Genomic DNA, 13,636 nt, shown 5'->3' with positions numbered 1-13,636 from the left:
ACACCGGCAGGCGACGACGAACTTACGACTCAAGGTCCACTACACGAGCTCACCTCCGAGTCTGCTTGGCGCACGAAAGACCGAGGCTAGGCCGCTACGAATAGGTCATGGAGCATCTCTACTGGGACCTTGGTTCCTTCGCCGGCGGCGCTCAGTTTGAAGTGACCCTCCGAGGTTCATCTGCCAGGGTCATGCTCATGGATAGGGACGAGTATCAGGCCTATCTCGACGGCGAGGAGTACGAGTACTTTGGCGGCTTCTTTGACTTCAGCCCGCTTGTGCTTGAGGTGCCGTACGACGACCGCTGGTACCTGGTCGTCGACAGCAACCTCCACCGAATCAGCGTTGAGTTCCAACAGGTTTTCGGCTGAAGGCAGAGTTGCGTAGGGCTTACCCTCGCCGACTCACTGCGTGTCCGCGCGGCGCAGCAACGTCGGAGTAGCGCGACTGCATGATCGGGTGCGCGGACATGCCGCCGTTGGTGCGCGGCGGCAGGCCCGCGTACGTCACAGCGGGTGACCAGCGCAGCGAGGCTAAGACTTCCTGTCCTGCCGAATACAGTGCACCCGATCATGGCGCCGGGTCACTCCGGTACTTCTCCTGGCGGCTTGGCGCTTGATGCAGGCAAGATCGGTCGATGGTGACGATAAGACGGTTCGACAACGCCGATGCCCTCGCCGTGGCGGGCCTCATCGAACGCTGCCTACGTGAGGTCAACAGTCGCGACTATCCGAGCGAGGTCATCGAGCGGATGTGCGACCACTTCACCGAAACACGCGTCAAGGAGCTCGCCACGCAGCGGCAGATGTTCGTTGCCGAGACAAGCGGGATCGCCGGCACGGTCTCCCGCGACGGCAACAAGGTCTACACCATGTTCGTGCACCCCCGGGCCGCCGGTCGCGGCATAGGACGGCTCCTCATGCGCCACATCGAGGCGCTGGCCGTGATCGACGGCTACGACCACATGGAAACCGGCGCGAGCATCACAGCGCATGACTTCTACCGCCGGCTCGGCTACATCGACGTCCGATCCACCGAGACTGAATTCGGCTTCAACTACGTCCTGCGCCGGGATCTGCCCTGACGGAAACAGCCACCGAAGCCGGACAGCAGGTACGCGCTCATGCCGCTCTGTGCGTGGCCACTTCAGCTGGCAGGGTCATACGACCAGTGCAATGCGATGTCGGGCTTCATCCGCAGCCACAACGTCGAAGCAGGCGATCCGTCAGGGAAGTCCAGCCTCAGTAGTTCGCGACCATGGAGGCGTTCGACTCCGACGGTCCGGACACCGCGCAGGTCAAGGTCGAGCAGTTCCGCGTCCTCGGGACCAGTCCGCAACTGCAGCCGGACGAGCTCGTAACCAGGTTCGATGTACATCTTGATGCGGTGGGGTAGCCAGCCCGAGTGGTCTGGAATGTGACTGCCGTGTAGGGCCATAGCTCTCGCCAGTCGAACTCGTAGCCGGCCTCACGGTCATCGCCCGCGTATCGATAGATCGGCTCGCGAACAGCCAGATCGAATCCTCGTAGCTGGGGACTGGTTCCATGATCACCCGGAAGATCCTTACACGGCCGACCGGGCAGCTGAACGGCATCCGGATTTGCCGCGAATAGCTCGCCACGGAAGGGCATGGGGGCTGTCGCCAGGCTCGCTCGCGGACACTGCCGAGATCCGTGCACCCTGTCGTGTGGGGCTTGACGTGTCGCGGTCATCTGGTCCCAAAGTGCGCGGTGCGCCGCCTGGCACCGTCTGGGCATGGACGGCTGCGGCTACGATCCGAGCGTGGCCGGCAGGGTGATCATCGGACTGGCGTTGCCCCCGTTGATGGGTTGGGTTCTCTACAACTTGTTGTCACCCGCACGTGCGATCTGGCGGGGTGAGGCGTCGCGGGTGCCCGTCGTTCCCGGAATCCGTCCTTCCCAGCGGGCGTATGTGCCGTATCTCCTCTGGACTACACCGTTCTTCGGCGGGATCGGATTGGTCGGTGTCGCGATTCTGTTGTTCACGCTGTTCACTGGCAGCTGGGCGGGCCTTGTGTTCGGCATTCCCGGGTTTGGTCTGATGCTCGTCGTGGCCCCTCCGTTCATGCTCGTCCACTTGATCGCGTGTTTGTTCAATCGGCCGCGCTTCCTCATTACACCGACTTGCCGACACGAACCCGGTTGGGTCCAAACGATATGGCATTGGCTGCGCCGCAGTGGAGGAGACGCCGCAGGCCGTCGGTGAGAGGACGACTCCGGTGGAGTCCGGATGCATCTCATCTGCCGCGTGGCGTGCGATGCATTACGACGTGAATGGCGGGGGCTCCGCCGAGGATGCTTCCCGGAGTCCGCCTATGGGAGGTGTGCGACGCGGTCAGTCGCCCACGAACACCAGGCGGCGGTCGATTGGCCGGCGCGGTGCCGGCGTGATCAAGTCGGCCAGCCTCAGAACCTCCGCGATCGCAGCCACCTGCGATCCCTCGCTATCGGCATGCGCCGCGACCAGGACGCCATCACCAACGGCCTCACCCTGCCCCACAGCTCAGGAGCAGCCGAAGGCGCAGTCACCAGAGCCAAAGCCATCAAACGCGCCATGTACGGCCGCGCCAACCTCGACCTGCTCCGCAAACGCATCCTCGCCCAGAACTGACATCGCCATCCGTCGATCACCGGATGAGTGCCAGAGCCGAATTACGTTAGCGTCCACAATCGCAACGAGAGCGGATTGACAGCGATTTGGCGTGGCCGTCCGAATTGCGATCTAGTGACTGCTGACGTAAAGCGCGAAACAATCACGGCCGCAAAGGGCCCAACACTCATATGAAAGTCGCCAGCCAAACCGTTCAAGGACACCAACGGGAATTGCCCGTACTGAGGGCGTCCCGCTGTTCGGAGCCCGTCGATTGTGCGTCCCGAACACGGCGGTCCTGGTGGGGCTGAGGCATGCGTGTCGCAATCACCGCGAGGCCATCCGCTTCGCCTTGTTCGCAACCATCGCCCGCGCCCTCGTCGAGCTACGGTAAATGCAAAAAACACCCAAATGAGTCGCGCCTTAGGAACTCAGGTCCAAAGCCTGGCGCACAATTTGGCCGAGTTCATCCTCTTCGATAGTTGACGATATATTTAATTCGGCGTCGGGAATGTGTTCGAATCCGCGGCGACCTTGGTTCCGCGTCGGCAATAAGGAGATCTGGGCTCCACTCAGGGTTACGGTAACTAGGCGGTTGTCCTGCATGAACCGTGACTCTGTTTTTACGCTGGCAGTGGCAAGGAGCTTGAGGAAATTCGGTGGCGGTTCGCGGAAATCTGGCATCGGAACATTGCTTTCGGACGCATTGAGTGCCTCCCTGACCAATCGACCTAGGGTTTCCGGAGCCAAGTCCGGATCGCCGCTTTCGATCCAGCCGTTGTTGACCGATCCCCCTTCGCCATCACCGAGGAACGACTCGCTCGCAACAATGATCTTGGCTTTGCGTAGATAGACGCTAGCCCTTCCGGCAGTAGTGGTCATCGACGGCAGGGGTCCTTTCAAGTCGCTAGCCAACAACAACATACGTTGATCTGGATGCCCTGACTGCGTGCATACTGGTAAGAGCGCGAGAGTGCCGCATACTGCTGCCCTGTGATCAAGGGCGGTATCGCAACCTTAAAGTTCTCGGCTCCTGATTTTCGTTCGCAGTGATCGTAAGACCGCCCTTTTGATCACCATGGAACCTTGCGAGGTCATTAGTATACCCGTTGATTCTGCTCGACAATGCATTGGCGTCCTGATAGGACTTATCCATTAGGTTGATGCTCTTGATGCTGGTTGCGTGACCGGTACCTGCATCCCAAATGTCAATTTTAGGAATGAGTATGGTGTGTTGTTTCCGAGGAGCTCGTCGATGACGTCGCCGCGTCGTTTCGAATTCATTGCCCAAAGCGCCTTGTTCGTCGCCAGCTGGGTTTGGTGGTAGGCCCCGGGCCAGCGACATGTTTCACAGGTTCGATCACCGAACGTAGCACCGTCGTACCCGGATGAGGAACGGGGGATGCCTCCGGACGGCGCAACCACTGCTCAAGCGCCGTTTCGGTGAACCTCCGAGCACGCTCCGCTTCTCCGCACAAAGCCGCAGCCCTGTGCGAATTAGCCGACATGTCCCCATCTTGACGCTGTCTTTTCTGTCCGGTCGTCTGACTGTCAACCAAGCTATGTCGACATAAGGCGAGTTATTACCCACGACCGCGGTTGGCGGCGTGAGCGGACGTCCGCGTTGGTGGGCGGCGGACCTGGCGATCAGACTTCGCCGGGGAGCATGTACCAATCCGACGAGTAGTCGACACGAATAACGAGATGTCCGGTCGCATAGTCTCCGTCGTCGTCCATGGCGGCGTTGGTGACGACGAACTGGTCGTTACCCCATGGGTCGGGATGGCCGGTGCTGGGCGCCTGCGCCACCTCGACGCGCAGGACCGTATCGTCGGACAGGCCGCTCAGTGCGTGGCGAAGCTGGCCGACGGTCCATTGCTCGATGTCGTGCCAATAACGGCCGTTGCGCTCGTCGATGGCCATGTTCGAACGTTACGTGATCGCCGCGATCGATCCGACGGCGACCGGGCTCGGGTTGTTGTCGAGTTCGAGTGCACGGACATCGGCAATCGCGGGTGCCGAGCGTCAGCCCAGCTCGTCACGCTGCGCCCCGCGCGGATCCGGGCTTGCGCCATCCTGATCGAGCGCCTGCAGGACGAGCACCATCGCCACCTCGTTCGCCGTCCTCGACGGCGAGGACCGCGAACCCCGCTGGATCGGCAAGCCGGCGACGAACCTGTTGTTCTGCCTCGGCGATGCCCGCATCGGCCAAGTGCCCGACACGGGTCGTCAACATCAGCCCCACAGTACTGCGCGTGGTGTCGGCGCCACCCTGTCATCGGCTTCACGGGCCGTCCGACCTCGCCCCCATGACGTTTCCGCAGCGAGCTGATCGCGGCAGATCCGTGCACACAATCGCGAGGCAAATACGCGCTCGCTCTGATCTGGTCACAGGCTGCTGTTGTCCGTCACGGGCACAAGACCCAGAATGCTGCCGACCGCCATCACCATGACGACAAGGCCCATAAGCGCGAACAGCGCCCCCATGAGGCGGGCGAAGACGATCCTGTCGTGTTCGTCCATCGGGTGCGGTAGGCGCTTCTGTCCCAGCCCTACCGAACGGGCTGACTGCTCGGCGCGCCGGGCGAAGGTGACGGCGAATCCGCGGTAGTTGACGGCGAGCGAGCCGCCGCCGAAGAAGAGCAGCCCGCAGCAGAACCCGGCAACCGGCCCGGCGATGTCCATACCATCATGATGCGCCACGAGGAGCGCCGCCCAATCTGTTGGTGAGCGCTCATCGGCAGTTCAGCGCACCGGCCGGCGCCGTACGCTCGTCACGCGGCGTGACGGAGTTCGCCGACCTTGCGCTCGCGGTCGGCGGCATGTGCGGAAACCTGATCAAAGCCGCGAGCGTGCCCGTCGCGGCATGGCGCGGGCGCCCAGGCGAGGGCCGGACCGACGCACCTGGTCGTCTTCAGCGGGGCGGGTGGTCCGCTGCTTCGAGGGCGTCGATCGCGCTGGCCCATGGACGCTCCGTCGCTGGACGAACCTCCTGGTTGAGGTTGCGGTGCATCCCGGCCTGCCTTCTTCGACGGAACCGTCCCGCATTTGACGTCAGCGCAGCGCGAGACCTTGGCCGATCTCCTCGCCGCGCGCACCCGGAACATCCCTGGCTCACGGATCTGTCACCGCACATCGCCGCCATCGCCGCCCTGACCGTGGCCGTCAACGCGGCGCTGGTGGTGGCGTTCGGTGCGCTGGTCGGCCGTGCCGCTCCAGCAGCTCGGTGAAGTTGAGGTACCCCCAGATCCGTTCATGGGCGGTGAACGCGCGCAGGACCTCGGGCGTCGGGCCCTGCGCGTCGAGCAGCGCGGCGGCCAGCCCAATCGCGCTGACGGCGGGGATCTTCGCGAACTCCTCGGGCGTCGGCACCGCCCCGAGGCGGGCGAGCGCCGCCCGCGCCTCACCCGTGGGGTCGTACCCGATCCAGAACGACTCCCTACACTCCTCGGGCACGTCGGTGAGGATCGCGGCGCCGGCCGGGTCGCCGAGCCGGGCCAGCGCGAGCGCGGCACAGAACCGCTGCCGCCGGTCCGTGGCTTCGAGCTGCCCGTACAGCCAGCCCACCGCCGCCTCAGTCGGCGGCCAGATCGACAGGCCCAGGGTCAGCTCGGCCTGGGCCAGGCCGGTGGCCCGCTGGGCCGATGCGAGGGTGTCGCCGCCGGCGGCCGACAGCAGCCGCGCTGCCCACGGGCTGCCGGCCTCGGCCAGCGCCCGCCAGTGCTCCCGCTGGGCGGCGACGGCCGGCCGGATCGGACTGTCCTGGGCGGCGGCGGCGAGATAGCCGCCACCGGTGAGCATCTCCCACAACAGCTCGATGACGCGGTCACGCCGCTCACCGGGCAGCTCGACGGCCGCCGCCACCAGCGCCGGCGCGACAGACTCCGCGGCGGGCGCGACGGTCCCCTGCACGAACAGCGCGTGCCGCAGGCTCCTCAGCGCCTGGTCGAACGCGCCTTCATCCCTGAGCCCGTCGAGATGCCCCGGCAGGTCGGACAGCTCCCCATTGAAGACCATGCCCTGATGATATTGAGCGCGCCACGTCCTGGCTTCGGTCCGGACGGACCGGACCCGGCCGCCAGGAACGACACCCAACATGGGCCGGCAGCACGAACAGTAGGTTCTCCTGACGGCTGCTCCTGGCAAGCGCTGCGACGATCGCTCATCGGCACGAGCGCGCACCGGACCGTGCGTCAGGGCCGACCAGAGCAGCTCACGGAGCGTGATGTTCGATGCCGGCCGCAGCGCCCGGTCGGCGGCAGATGTGCGCACGGCCGCCTGCATGACTGCCAGATCGCCGTTGCCGGAGAACTTCAGACAGTCCCGCTACGACGGTAGCCCGATGGTGACGGCGAGCGCCGCCGCGAGGTCCCGGCCGATGACACCGGCCTCCCCTTCCGAACTGGCATACAGCACCGGCCGGGACGGACTCGGCTCACCGCACAGGAAGAACGCCCCGCCCGTGTAGTCACCGGCGACGCCCTCCAGTGGCAGCCCGGACGACAGCCGGACAGGGCTGTAGTACCCGGCGCGTTCGAGGTCGAACTCGCAGACGTCCCACAGCAGCGCCGTCACCTCCGGGCCTCGGCGGATCAACTCCAGGATCTCCGCGTCGTCCCTCACCGGCGCACGGTAGCAGTCGCGTCTCGAACCGGCTGCCGCCCGTGGCGATCAGTGGGACGCGAGCCCACAGCGGTAGATGAGGATTCCAAGATCGGAGGCTTCTGGTCTGCGTTGCTGGGGCCTGGTCCGCGCGCAGCACGACAGCAACGTGGTGCCACTTGATCGAAGTAGTTGGGCCGCAACGGTTCACGACGTCACAGCAGCTGCCAGTCTCCAAGATCCTCGACGCGGCCATGGCGGACGAACTCTGCGATCGCCGCACAGGCTCGGGCGGTCCTCAGTACGAAACCGCCGGTGAAGGGTGTCTCGTCGACGTCATCCAAAATAGGAAGTGTGACGATCTCCCGGTTGGCGACGATACCGTCGCCAACCAGCAGAAAGACCTCGTCTGCGGCGGAGAACTGGTGGACCACGGCGTGCTCGGCCCTGAATGACATGTCAGGTGAGGAAAGGCCGCATCGGAGCGGCTCACCTCGGAGTAGCCCCAGCCAAGGACGCGTAGTGCCGCGATCCGCGTCAGGTACTCCTCCGTGCTGGAGCGCTGTTCCGTCAGCGACAGTCGACCACTTCGTGGATCAGTCGCAATCCAATCTACGTTCATCCATTACTTCCAGTCCTCGGCGTCGCTGTCATTGTCGACCACGCGGCGAAGCGTCGCCGACCGTACGGACCGCCGGCTCGGGCCCGAACCGAATTCAGCCAAGATCAGGTGAGCGCTCATCGGCATGAGTGCGCAGTGGACCATGACCCGGACGGTGTTTGGGTTGCTCGGTGGTTGCTCGGATGTTCGCTACCCAGAACGGACAGACCCGAACGGCTCAGGAACTTCCGTCGTAGCGCCAAGTGCCGGCCGCGGCCCCCTGGCGAGTGGAGCCCTCTGACCAGCGCGGAGACGGCCGGAATACCCGGGACGCGAGCCGCCTACCAAGGACTTTTCCTTGCTATGCTTGAACTTGAGCGAGTTGATCGTCCACTTCGGACTTTTAATCCGTTGGATCCGTGCTAATAGTGCCGGCCGACATGCGGGTCCATTTCGCACGATCCACTCGACATAGGTCGTGGCGTCTCCCGGTGTATACCCCATAACGCAATGGAGCGTCCTAGCGTGCGTTAGCGCGACGGACCGGTTCGAGCCTGACCGGCACCGCTTTCCGCAAATCGCGGGCATTCCCCGGCCGCCTCGTGATCCTGGCGTGCCGTTGTGACTCTCGGAAAGCATATGACTACGGATTGGAGGGCCCGGTCGGTCGAACCGCTGCAGCCGCACGTGACGTGGCCGAGATGCAGGGCGACAGGAGTCCTGGCGACAGATGATCGCGCCACCCTCCGTCGTAGGTGGAGGATTCCGCCGACGCAACCAGCAGTCACCAGCCGACACGTAGGCGCGCCAGATGATCTTGTGCTCCCCGTTTGCTCCCACTGTATGGGGTGGAACGCGTAACGCCCCTTACCAAGGTTTCGGTAAGGGGCGTCTGACGTGCAAAAACTCACGGTGGGCGATACTGGGATCGAACCAGTGACCTCTTCGGTGTGAACGAAGCGCGCTCCCGCTGCGCCAATCGCCCGCGTGCATCGAACTCTACCGGATGGGTTGACCGGTGTGCACCCCGGGTGCCCACCCGACGGTACGCTGCCCTCCGTGGCGCTTCCACGTCGGCATGTGTGCTGGGCCTATGACGAGCCGCAGGGGTTTCTCGTGCGGGCCCGGGAGTGGGTTGCCGAAGGTCTGGCCGCCGGGAACTGGGTCTGGTATGTGCCCGGTGGGTCCGTCGAGGCTGTCGAAGGTGCGCACGTCGTGCCGCCCGGGGCGGCCTACCCGGGGCGGTTCGATCCGGACCACCAGGTCAGGGTCTACCGGGAGGCTACCGAGCGGGCGCTCGCCGCAGGGTACTCCGGGCTGCGGGTCGTCGCCGAGGCCACCATGCTGGCGAAAGGGCAGGTGGACCTCTTCGCGCGGTATGAGCACCTGGTCGATCGGTACATGCACCGGGCGCCGATGACCGCGTTGTGTGCCTACGATCGGACGGTTCTGGCGAAACGGGACGTCGGGCGGCTCGCCTGCGTGCACCCCGAGACCAATGACGACGTGGGGTTCCAGTTGTACGCCGGGGACGACCTCGTGCTGACCGGGGAGCTCGACCATACCAACCACGAGCTGTTCGCGGCCGCGGTCGAGCATGCCCACGGGGTTCGCGTTGACGTCGAGCGGCTGCGGTTCGTCGACCACCGGGCGCTGCTGTACCTCGAGCGGCGCGGCCGAGGCGGAGCAGACCTGCTTCACGCTCGTCAACGCGAGCGCGGCCGCCGGGCGGCTCGTCAAGCTGCTCGACCTGCGCCGGGTGCTCGTCGGATGAGGACCGGAGCCGCCGCCGGGCACCAAGGGTACTTCCACGAGGCCGTCGTGTACGACACCGACGCCGACCTGCTCGCCGTCGCCGTGCCGTTCGTGCTGGACGGGATCGCCGCCGGGGAGCCGACCGTGGTCGCGTTCGGGGAGCGGACGGCCGGCCTGCTCCGGGAGGCCGCCGGCACCGACGGCATCGACTTCCTCGCCGGTGACGCCGTGTACGGGCGGCCGGCCGCCGTCATCCGAGCCTACCGGCGGCTGCTCGCCGGGCTCGTCGCCGGCGGGGCGACGCAGATCCGGCTCCTCGGCGAGCTGCCCCCGGAGGTGTTCGGCCGCACCTGGGACTGGTGGGCCCGCTACGAGGCCGCCGTCAACCACGCCTACGACGAGTTCCCGCTCTGGAGCCTGTGCGCGTACGACGCGCGGCTCGCACCGCGGGCGGTGATCGACGACGTCGAGCGGACCCATCCGCGGCTGGCGACGACCGACGGGCAGCACCTGGACAGCGGGCTGTTCGTCGACCCGGTCGGTTACCTGCGCACGCCGCGGGCCGGCGCGGACGACCCGCTGCAGCGGCGGCCCCCGGACGCCGCGTGGGAGGACCCCAGCCCCGCGGTCGCGCGGCAGGTGGTGCGGGCCGTGGGCGACGGGCAGGGGCTCCGCGAGGAGCGGCTGGACGGGCTGGTCATCGCGGTCAGCGAGGTGGTCACGAACGCGCAGCGGCACGGCCGGCCGCCCGTCGGGCTGCGGGTCTGGGGCGGCGGCGGCCGGGTCGTCGTGGAGGTCACCGACCGCGGCGAGGGGCTCGACGACCCCTACGCGGGCCTGCTGCCCGGCGGCCACCAGGCGATCGGCGGGCTCGGGTTGTGGATCACGTACCAGTCGTGCGACCACGTCCACGCCACCCGCACGCCGGCGGGGTTCGTGGTGACGCTGACAGTAGGCTGAGTCGCCTATGGCCCGTTACGCACTGCTCATCCTGCCGTCGACCAACCGCGTCTACGCCGACGCCTCCGTCGCGCTGACCCGCGCCGAGCTGGCCGCCTTCGGCCGCGTCCTGCGGGAGCCGCTCCACGAGATCGAGGAGACGACCATCGCCGGCGTGCCGTACGTGACGTTCGAGGCCGGCGGCCTCGGCGACCGTGACGTGGCGCTGCTGTCGAACCTGTCCGCCGCCTACGCGCTGTTCGAGCTCGACGGCGACCGGTTCCGCCCCGTCGCCCTCGACAAGCTCGACCGCTTCGACGACGACCTGCTGACGATCCAGAAGTACCAGGGAAAAACCAACGAGCTCTTCACCAAGCTCCTGCTGAACGTCACGCTGCTCGCGACGGACTTCGCCGGGGAGCTGCTCGACCGGCGGTTCCGCGTGCTCGACCCGCTGTGCGGCCGCGGCACCACCCTGAACCAGGCGATCATGTACGGCTTCGACGCCGCCGGGGTCGACCGCGACCAGAAGGACTTCGAGGCGTACTCGACGTTCATCCAGACCTGGCTCAAGCGCAAGCGGATCAAGCACCACGCCGAGCTCGGCCCGGTGCGGCGCAACCGGCAGGTCGTCGCGCGGCGGCTGCGGATCGACCTCGCCGCCGACAAGGACGACTACAAGGCCGGGCAGACGCAGGCCCTCGACGTGGTGAACGCCGACACGGTCCGCTCGGGCGAGTTCTTCAAGCCGGGCACGTTCGACGTGGTCGTGGCCGACGCGCCGTACGGCGTGCAGCACGGCAGCCGGACCGCCGGCAAGGGCCTGACCCGCGACCCGGGCGACCTGCTCACCGAGGCCGCGCCGGTGTGGGCCGACCTGCTGCGCCCGGGCGGAGCGATGGGCATCTCGTGGAACACGTTCGTGGCCAAGCGGGAGGCCGCGGCGGCGGCGCTCGAGGGCGCCGGCCTGCGGGTCGTCGAGGACGAGCCGTACCTGTCCTTCCGCCACCGCGTCGACCAGGCCATCCTGCGCGACATCCTGGTGGCGGTGAAGCACTAGGCGCACCCCGGTCGGGTGATGCCGCCTCAGGAAGGTGTACCGCGCGAGCCTGCGTAGGCTGGCCCGGTGAACGGCGCCGACACGCAGATCGAGGACGTGGTCCGCGGCCGCGTGGACTACGAGGACGGCCTCGACCGGCTGTCCGTGGCGCCCGCCGCCGACGTCGACCCGGCGCTGTTCGCGGCGCTGGCCGCGGCGGCCGCGCGGCTGTTCGAGCGCGGCTGGCAGCCGGCCGAGCTCCAGCGCGCGGCGACGCGCCGGGGGCGGCCGTCGCTGGCGCCGCTCGTGGCCGACGCGGTGGCGGCGCACCTGCGGCGGTACCGCCGAAACACCGTGGACGAACGCTGGCTGGAGCAGGCGGACACGCTCGGCGCCGGGGTGTGGTGGGCGGACGACGCGGCCTACGTCGGCGCGGTCGCCGCCCGCCGCCGGTCCGACCGGGTGCCGGTCCTCGACGACCTGCTGACCCTGCTCGGCGTGCTCGCGGAGCTGCCGCCGGTCGAGGTGCTCGTGCCGCCGCCCGGCAGCGCGCCCGCGGTCAAGGGGGCACGGGTCGACGAGCGGCTGCTGGACCGGGTCCGCGCGCTGCTGGCGAAGGCCGAGTCGACGACCTACCCGGCCGAGGCCGAGACGTACACGGCCAAGGCGCAGGAGCTGATCGCCCGGCACAGCATCGACGAGGCGCTGGCGTACGGCGCCGGCGGGGCGGACGCGGCCGTGGTGCCGTTCGCCCGCCGGATCGGCGTCGACCACCCGTACGAGAGCGAGAAGGCGTCGCTGCTGAGCGCGGTCGCCGAGGCGAACCGCTGCCACGCGGTGTGGTCGCCGGAGCTGGGGTTCTCCACGGTGTTCGGGTTCGACGCCGACCTCGACGCGGTCGACCTGCTGTACACGTCGCTGCTCGTGCAGGCGCACCGGGCGATGGCCCGCTCGGAGCCGCCGGGCGGGAAGGCGGGCAAGGCGCGGCTCAAGGCGTTCCGCCAGTCGTTCCTGGTGGCGTTCGCGGTGCGCATCGGCGAGCGGCTGACCCGGGTGGCCGAGGCGGCGCTGGAGGCGGCGGCCGAGGCCGCGGACCTGCTGCCGGTGCTGCGCTCCCGCGACGAGCAGGTGCAGGAGACCATGCGGCGGGTGTTCCCGCGCACGGTGCGGGGCCGGGGCAGCCGGGCCGACAGCCTGGAGGGCTGGGAGTCCGGCCGGGCCGCGGCGGACGCGGCCGAGCTGCCCGTTCGGGGCTGATCTCCGGCCGGACGGCTGACCCGGGCTCCGCCGGCAGGCAGAAGAATCTTCGCGTTCTGCCGATTCCGACGAGGAGCGTCAATGCCCATGGTCACCATCCCGGCCGGCCAGGTCGCCGCCGGGCACCTTCCGCCCGTCTGCGCCCGGCACGGCGAGCAGGCGACGGCGATGAAGAAGGTCAACCTGTTCTCGAAGCCGCCCGCCTGGGCCGCGGTGCTGATCATCGCCGGTGTGCTGCCGTACCTCATCGTGGTGATGGCGCTGCGCAAGACCGTCAAGGCGCCGGCCTGGCCGTGGTGCGCGAAGTGCACCGCCCAGCGCACCCGCAACCTGCTCATCGGCCTCGGCCTGATCGTGCTGGCGTTCGTCCTGATCGTCGTGTTCGCGTCGGCCCAGAGCGACGCGGCGGCGCTCGGCCTGCTGCTCGCCTTCGTCGCCTTCCTCGCGGGCATCATCGTGGCCACCCGCTCGTCGACCCAGGCGGTCACGGGCGCCTTCGTGTCGAAGGACGGCAACCTGGTCGAGGTCGCGAAGGCCGACGAGCGCTTCGCGTACGTCCTCAGCCACCCGGGCGCCCGCCTCTAGGGTCCGTTCCGCGCCCGGGGCCGGAACGAGGTTGTACGCCTCCGGCGCCAGACCGTGAGGGATCCGTTTCGTACCCGGGGCCGGAACGAGGCGGACAGCGCGACGCCGCTGACGGGACGGGCCGCGCCGTCCGCCAACGATGCGGCGCGGCCCGCCTCCCCCGCCCTCAGGGGGAAAGCGCTGCTAGAGAGCGCTCTCTCAAGCGTTCCTTGTCGTGGTGCCGCATGTCAAGGCCGGCTGGTGGGAGA

Annotated in this window: 16 protein-coding genes and 1 tRNA gene; 9 read left to right on the top strand and 8 right to left on the bottom strand. The window is 67.5% G+C overall.

Annotated elements, in window-relative coordinates; genetic code table 11:
* The first annotated feature begins 107 nt into the window (after window positions 1-107).
* The 5 genes from IEZ31_RS37630 to IEZ31_RS58965 all read left to right on the top strand — a co-directional run bounded on the left by IEZ31_RS37630 (window position 108) and on the right by IEZ31_RS58965 (window position 2,631).
* Window positions 108-371: a DUF1883 domain-containing protein gene (locus IEZ31_RS37630; RefSeq protein ID WP_190254859.1), complete on the top strand. Its 264-nt coding sequence runs from the start codon at window positions 108-110 to the stop codon at window positions 369-371.
* A 308-nt stretch (window positions 372-679) separates the two neighbouring features.
* Window positions 680-1,084, top strand: coding sequence for a GNAT family N-acetyltransferase (locus tag IEZ31_RS37625; protein WP_229836234.1), 405 nt, complete (start codon window positions 680-682; stop codon window positions 1,082-1,084).
* A 173-nt stretch (window positions 1,085-1,257) separates the two neighbouring features.
* Complete coding sequence (locus tag IEZ31_RS37620) at window positions 1,258-1,395, top strand: hypothetical protein (RefSeq protein ID WP_190254857.1); 138 nt, start codon at window positions 1,258-1,260, stop codon at window positions 1,393-1,395.
* Between the two features lie 360 nt (window positions 1,396-1,755).
* Window positions 1,756-2,226 (top strand): hypothetical protein, encoded by a 471-nt coding sequence (locus tag IEZ31_RS37615; protein WP_229836233.1) that lies wholly within the window; start codon window positions 1,756-1,758, stop codon window positions 2,224-2,226.
* Between the two features lie 246 nt (window positions 2,227-2,472).
* On the top strand, window positions 2,473-2,631 hold the full coding sequence (locus IEZ31_RS58965; protein WP_373294749.1) for a hypothetical protein: 159 nt from the start codon (window positions 2,473-2,475) through the stop codon (window positions 2,629-2,631).
* Window positions 2,632-3,033: 402 nt separating this feature from the next.
* Here IEZ31_RS58965 and IEZ31_RS37605 read toward each other — a convergent pair whose 3' ends face one another.
* The 8 genes from IEZ31_RS37605 to IEZ31_RS37575 form a co-directional block, all read right to left on the bottom strand.
* Window positions 3,034-3,492, bottom strand: coding sequence for a contact-dependent growth inhibition system immunity protein (locus IEZ31_RS37605; protein WP_190254855.1), 459 nt, complete (start codon window positions 3,490-3,492; stop codon window positions 3,034-3,036).
* A gap of 115 nt (window positions 3,493-3,607) precedes the next feature.
* Complete coding sequence (locus IEZ31_RS59525) at window positions 3,608-3,955, bottom strand: endonuclease toxin domain-containing protein (RefSeq protein ID WP_373294748.1); 348 nt, start codon at window positions 3,953-3,955, stop codon at window positions 3,608-3,610.
* 302 nt (window positions 3,956-4,257) lie between these two features.
* Complete coding sequence (locus tag IEZ31_RS37600) at window positions 4,258-4,533, bottom strand: DUF6225 family protein (protein WP_190254854.1); 276 nt, start codon at window positions 4,531-4,533, stop codon at window positions 4,258-4,260.
* Window positions 4,534-4,998: 465 nt separating this feature from the next.
* Window positions 4,999-5,295 (bottom strand): hypothetical protein, encoded by a 297-nt coding sequence (locus IEZ31_RS37595; protein ID WP_190254853.1) that lies wholly within the window; start codon window positions 5,293-5,295, stop codon window positions 4,999-5,001.
* A gap of 480 nt (window positions 5,296-5,775) precedes the next feature.
* The gene (locus tag IEZ31_RS37590; protein WP_190254852.1) at window positions 5,776-6,627 is read right to left on the bottom strand and encodes a hypothetical protein; all 852 of its coding nucleotides are present in this window, start codon (window positions 6,625-6,627) and stop codon (window positions 5,776-5,778) included.
* A gap of 309 nt (window positions 6,628-6,936) precedes the next feature.
* Entirely contained in the window at window positions 6,937-7,233 is a 297-nt protein-coding gene (locus IEZ31_RS37585; RefSeq protein ID WP_190254851.1) for a hypothetical protein, read from the bottom strand.
* A gap of 194 nt (window positions 7,234-7,427) precedes the next feature.
* Window positions 7,428-7,670, bottom strand: coding sequence for a hypothetical protein (locus tag IEZ31_RS37580; RefSeq protein ID WP_190254850.1), 243 nt, complete (start codon window positions 7,668-7,670; stop codon window positions 7,428-7,430).
* Between the two features lie 1,056 nt (window positions 7,671-8,726).
* A tRNA-Val gene (locus IEZ31_RS37575) sits at window positions 8,727-8,798 on the bottom strand.
* 74 nt (window positions 8,799-8,872) lie between these two features.
* Here IEZ31_RS37575 and IEZ31_RS37570 point away from each other — a divergent pair.
* The 4 genes from IEZ31_RS37570 to IEZ31_RS37555 all read left to right on the top strand — a co-directional run bounded on the left by IEZ31_RS37570 (window position 8,873) and on the right by IEZ31_RS37555 (window position 13,388).
* Window positions 8,873-10,528: an anti-sigma factor RsbA family regulatory protein gene (locus IEZ31_RS37570; protein ID WP_190254849.1), complete on the top strand. Its 1,656-nt coding sequence runs from the start codon at window positions 8,873-8,875 to the stop codon at window positions 10,526-10,528.
* Window positions 10,529-10,535: 7 nt separating this feature from the next.
* Window positions 10,536-11,567, top strand: a complete 1,032-nt coding sequence (locus IEZ31_RS37565; RefSeq protein ID WP_190254848.1) for a TRM11 family SAM-dependent methyltransferase — start codon at window positions 10,536-10,538, stop codon at window positions 11,565-11,567.
* A 66-nt stretch (window positions 11,568-11,633) separates the two neighbouring features.
* Entirely contained in the window at window positions 11,634-12,803 is a 1,170-nt protein-coding gene (locus IEZ31_RS37560) for a DUF2786 domain-containing protein (protein WP_190254847.1), read from the top strand.
* Between the two features lie 81 nt (window positions 12,804-12,884).
* Window positions 12,885-13,388: a hypothetical protein gene (locus IEZ31_RS37555; protein WP_190254846.1), complete on the top strand. Its 504-nt coding sequence runs from the start codon at window positions 12,885-12,887 to the stop codon at window positions 13,386-13,388.
* Window positions 13,389-13,636 lie beyond the last annotated feature (248 nt).

It is taken from the genome of Dactylosporangium sucinum (assembly GCF_014647515.1).
Classification (GTDB): domain Bacteria; phylum Actinomycetota; class Actinomycetes; order Mycobacteriales; family Micromonosporaceae; genus Dactylosporangium; species Dactylosporangium sucinum.
Note: the sequence above shows the minus strand (reverse complement) of the source record. Positions and strands in the feature narration are given on the sequence as shown.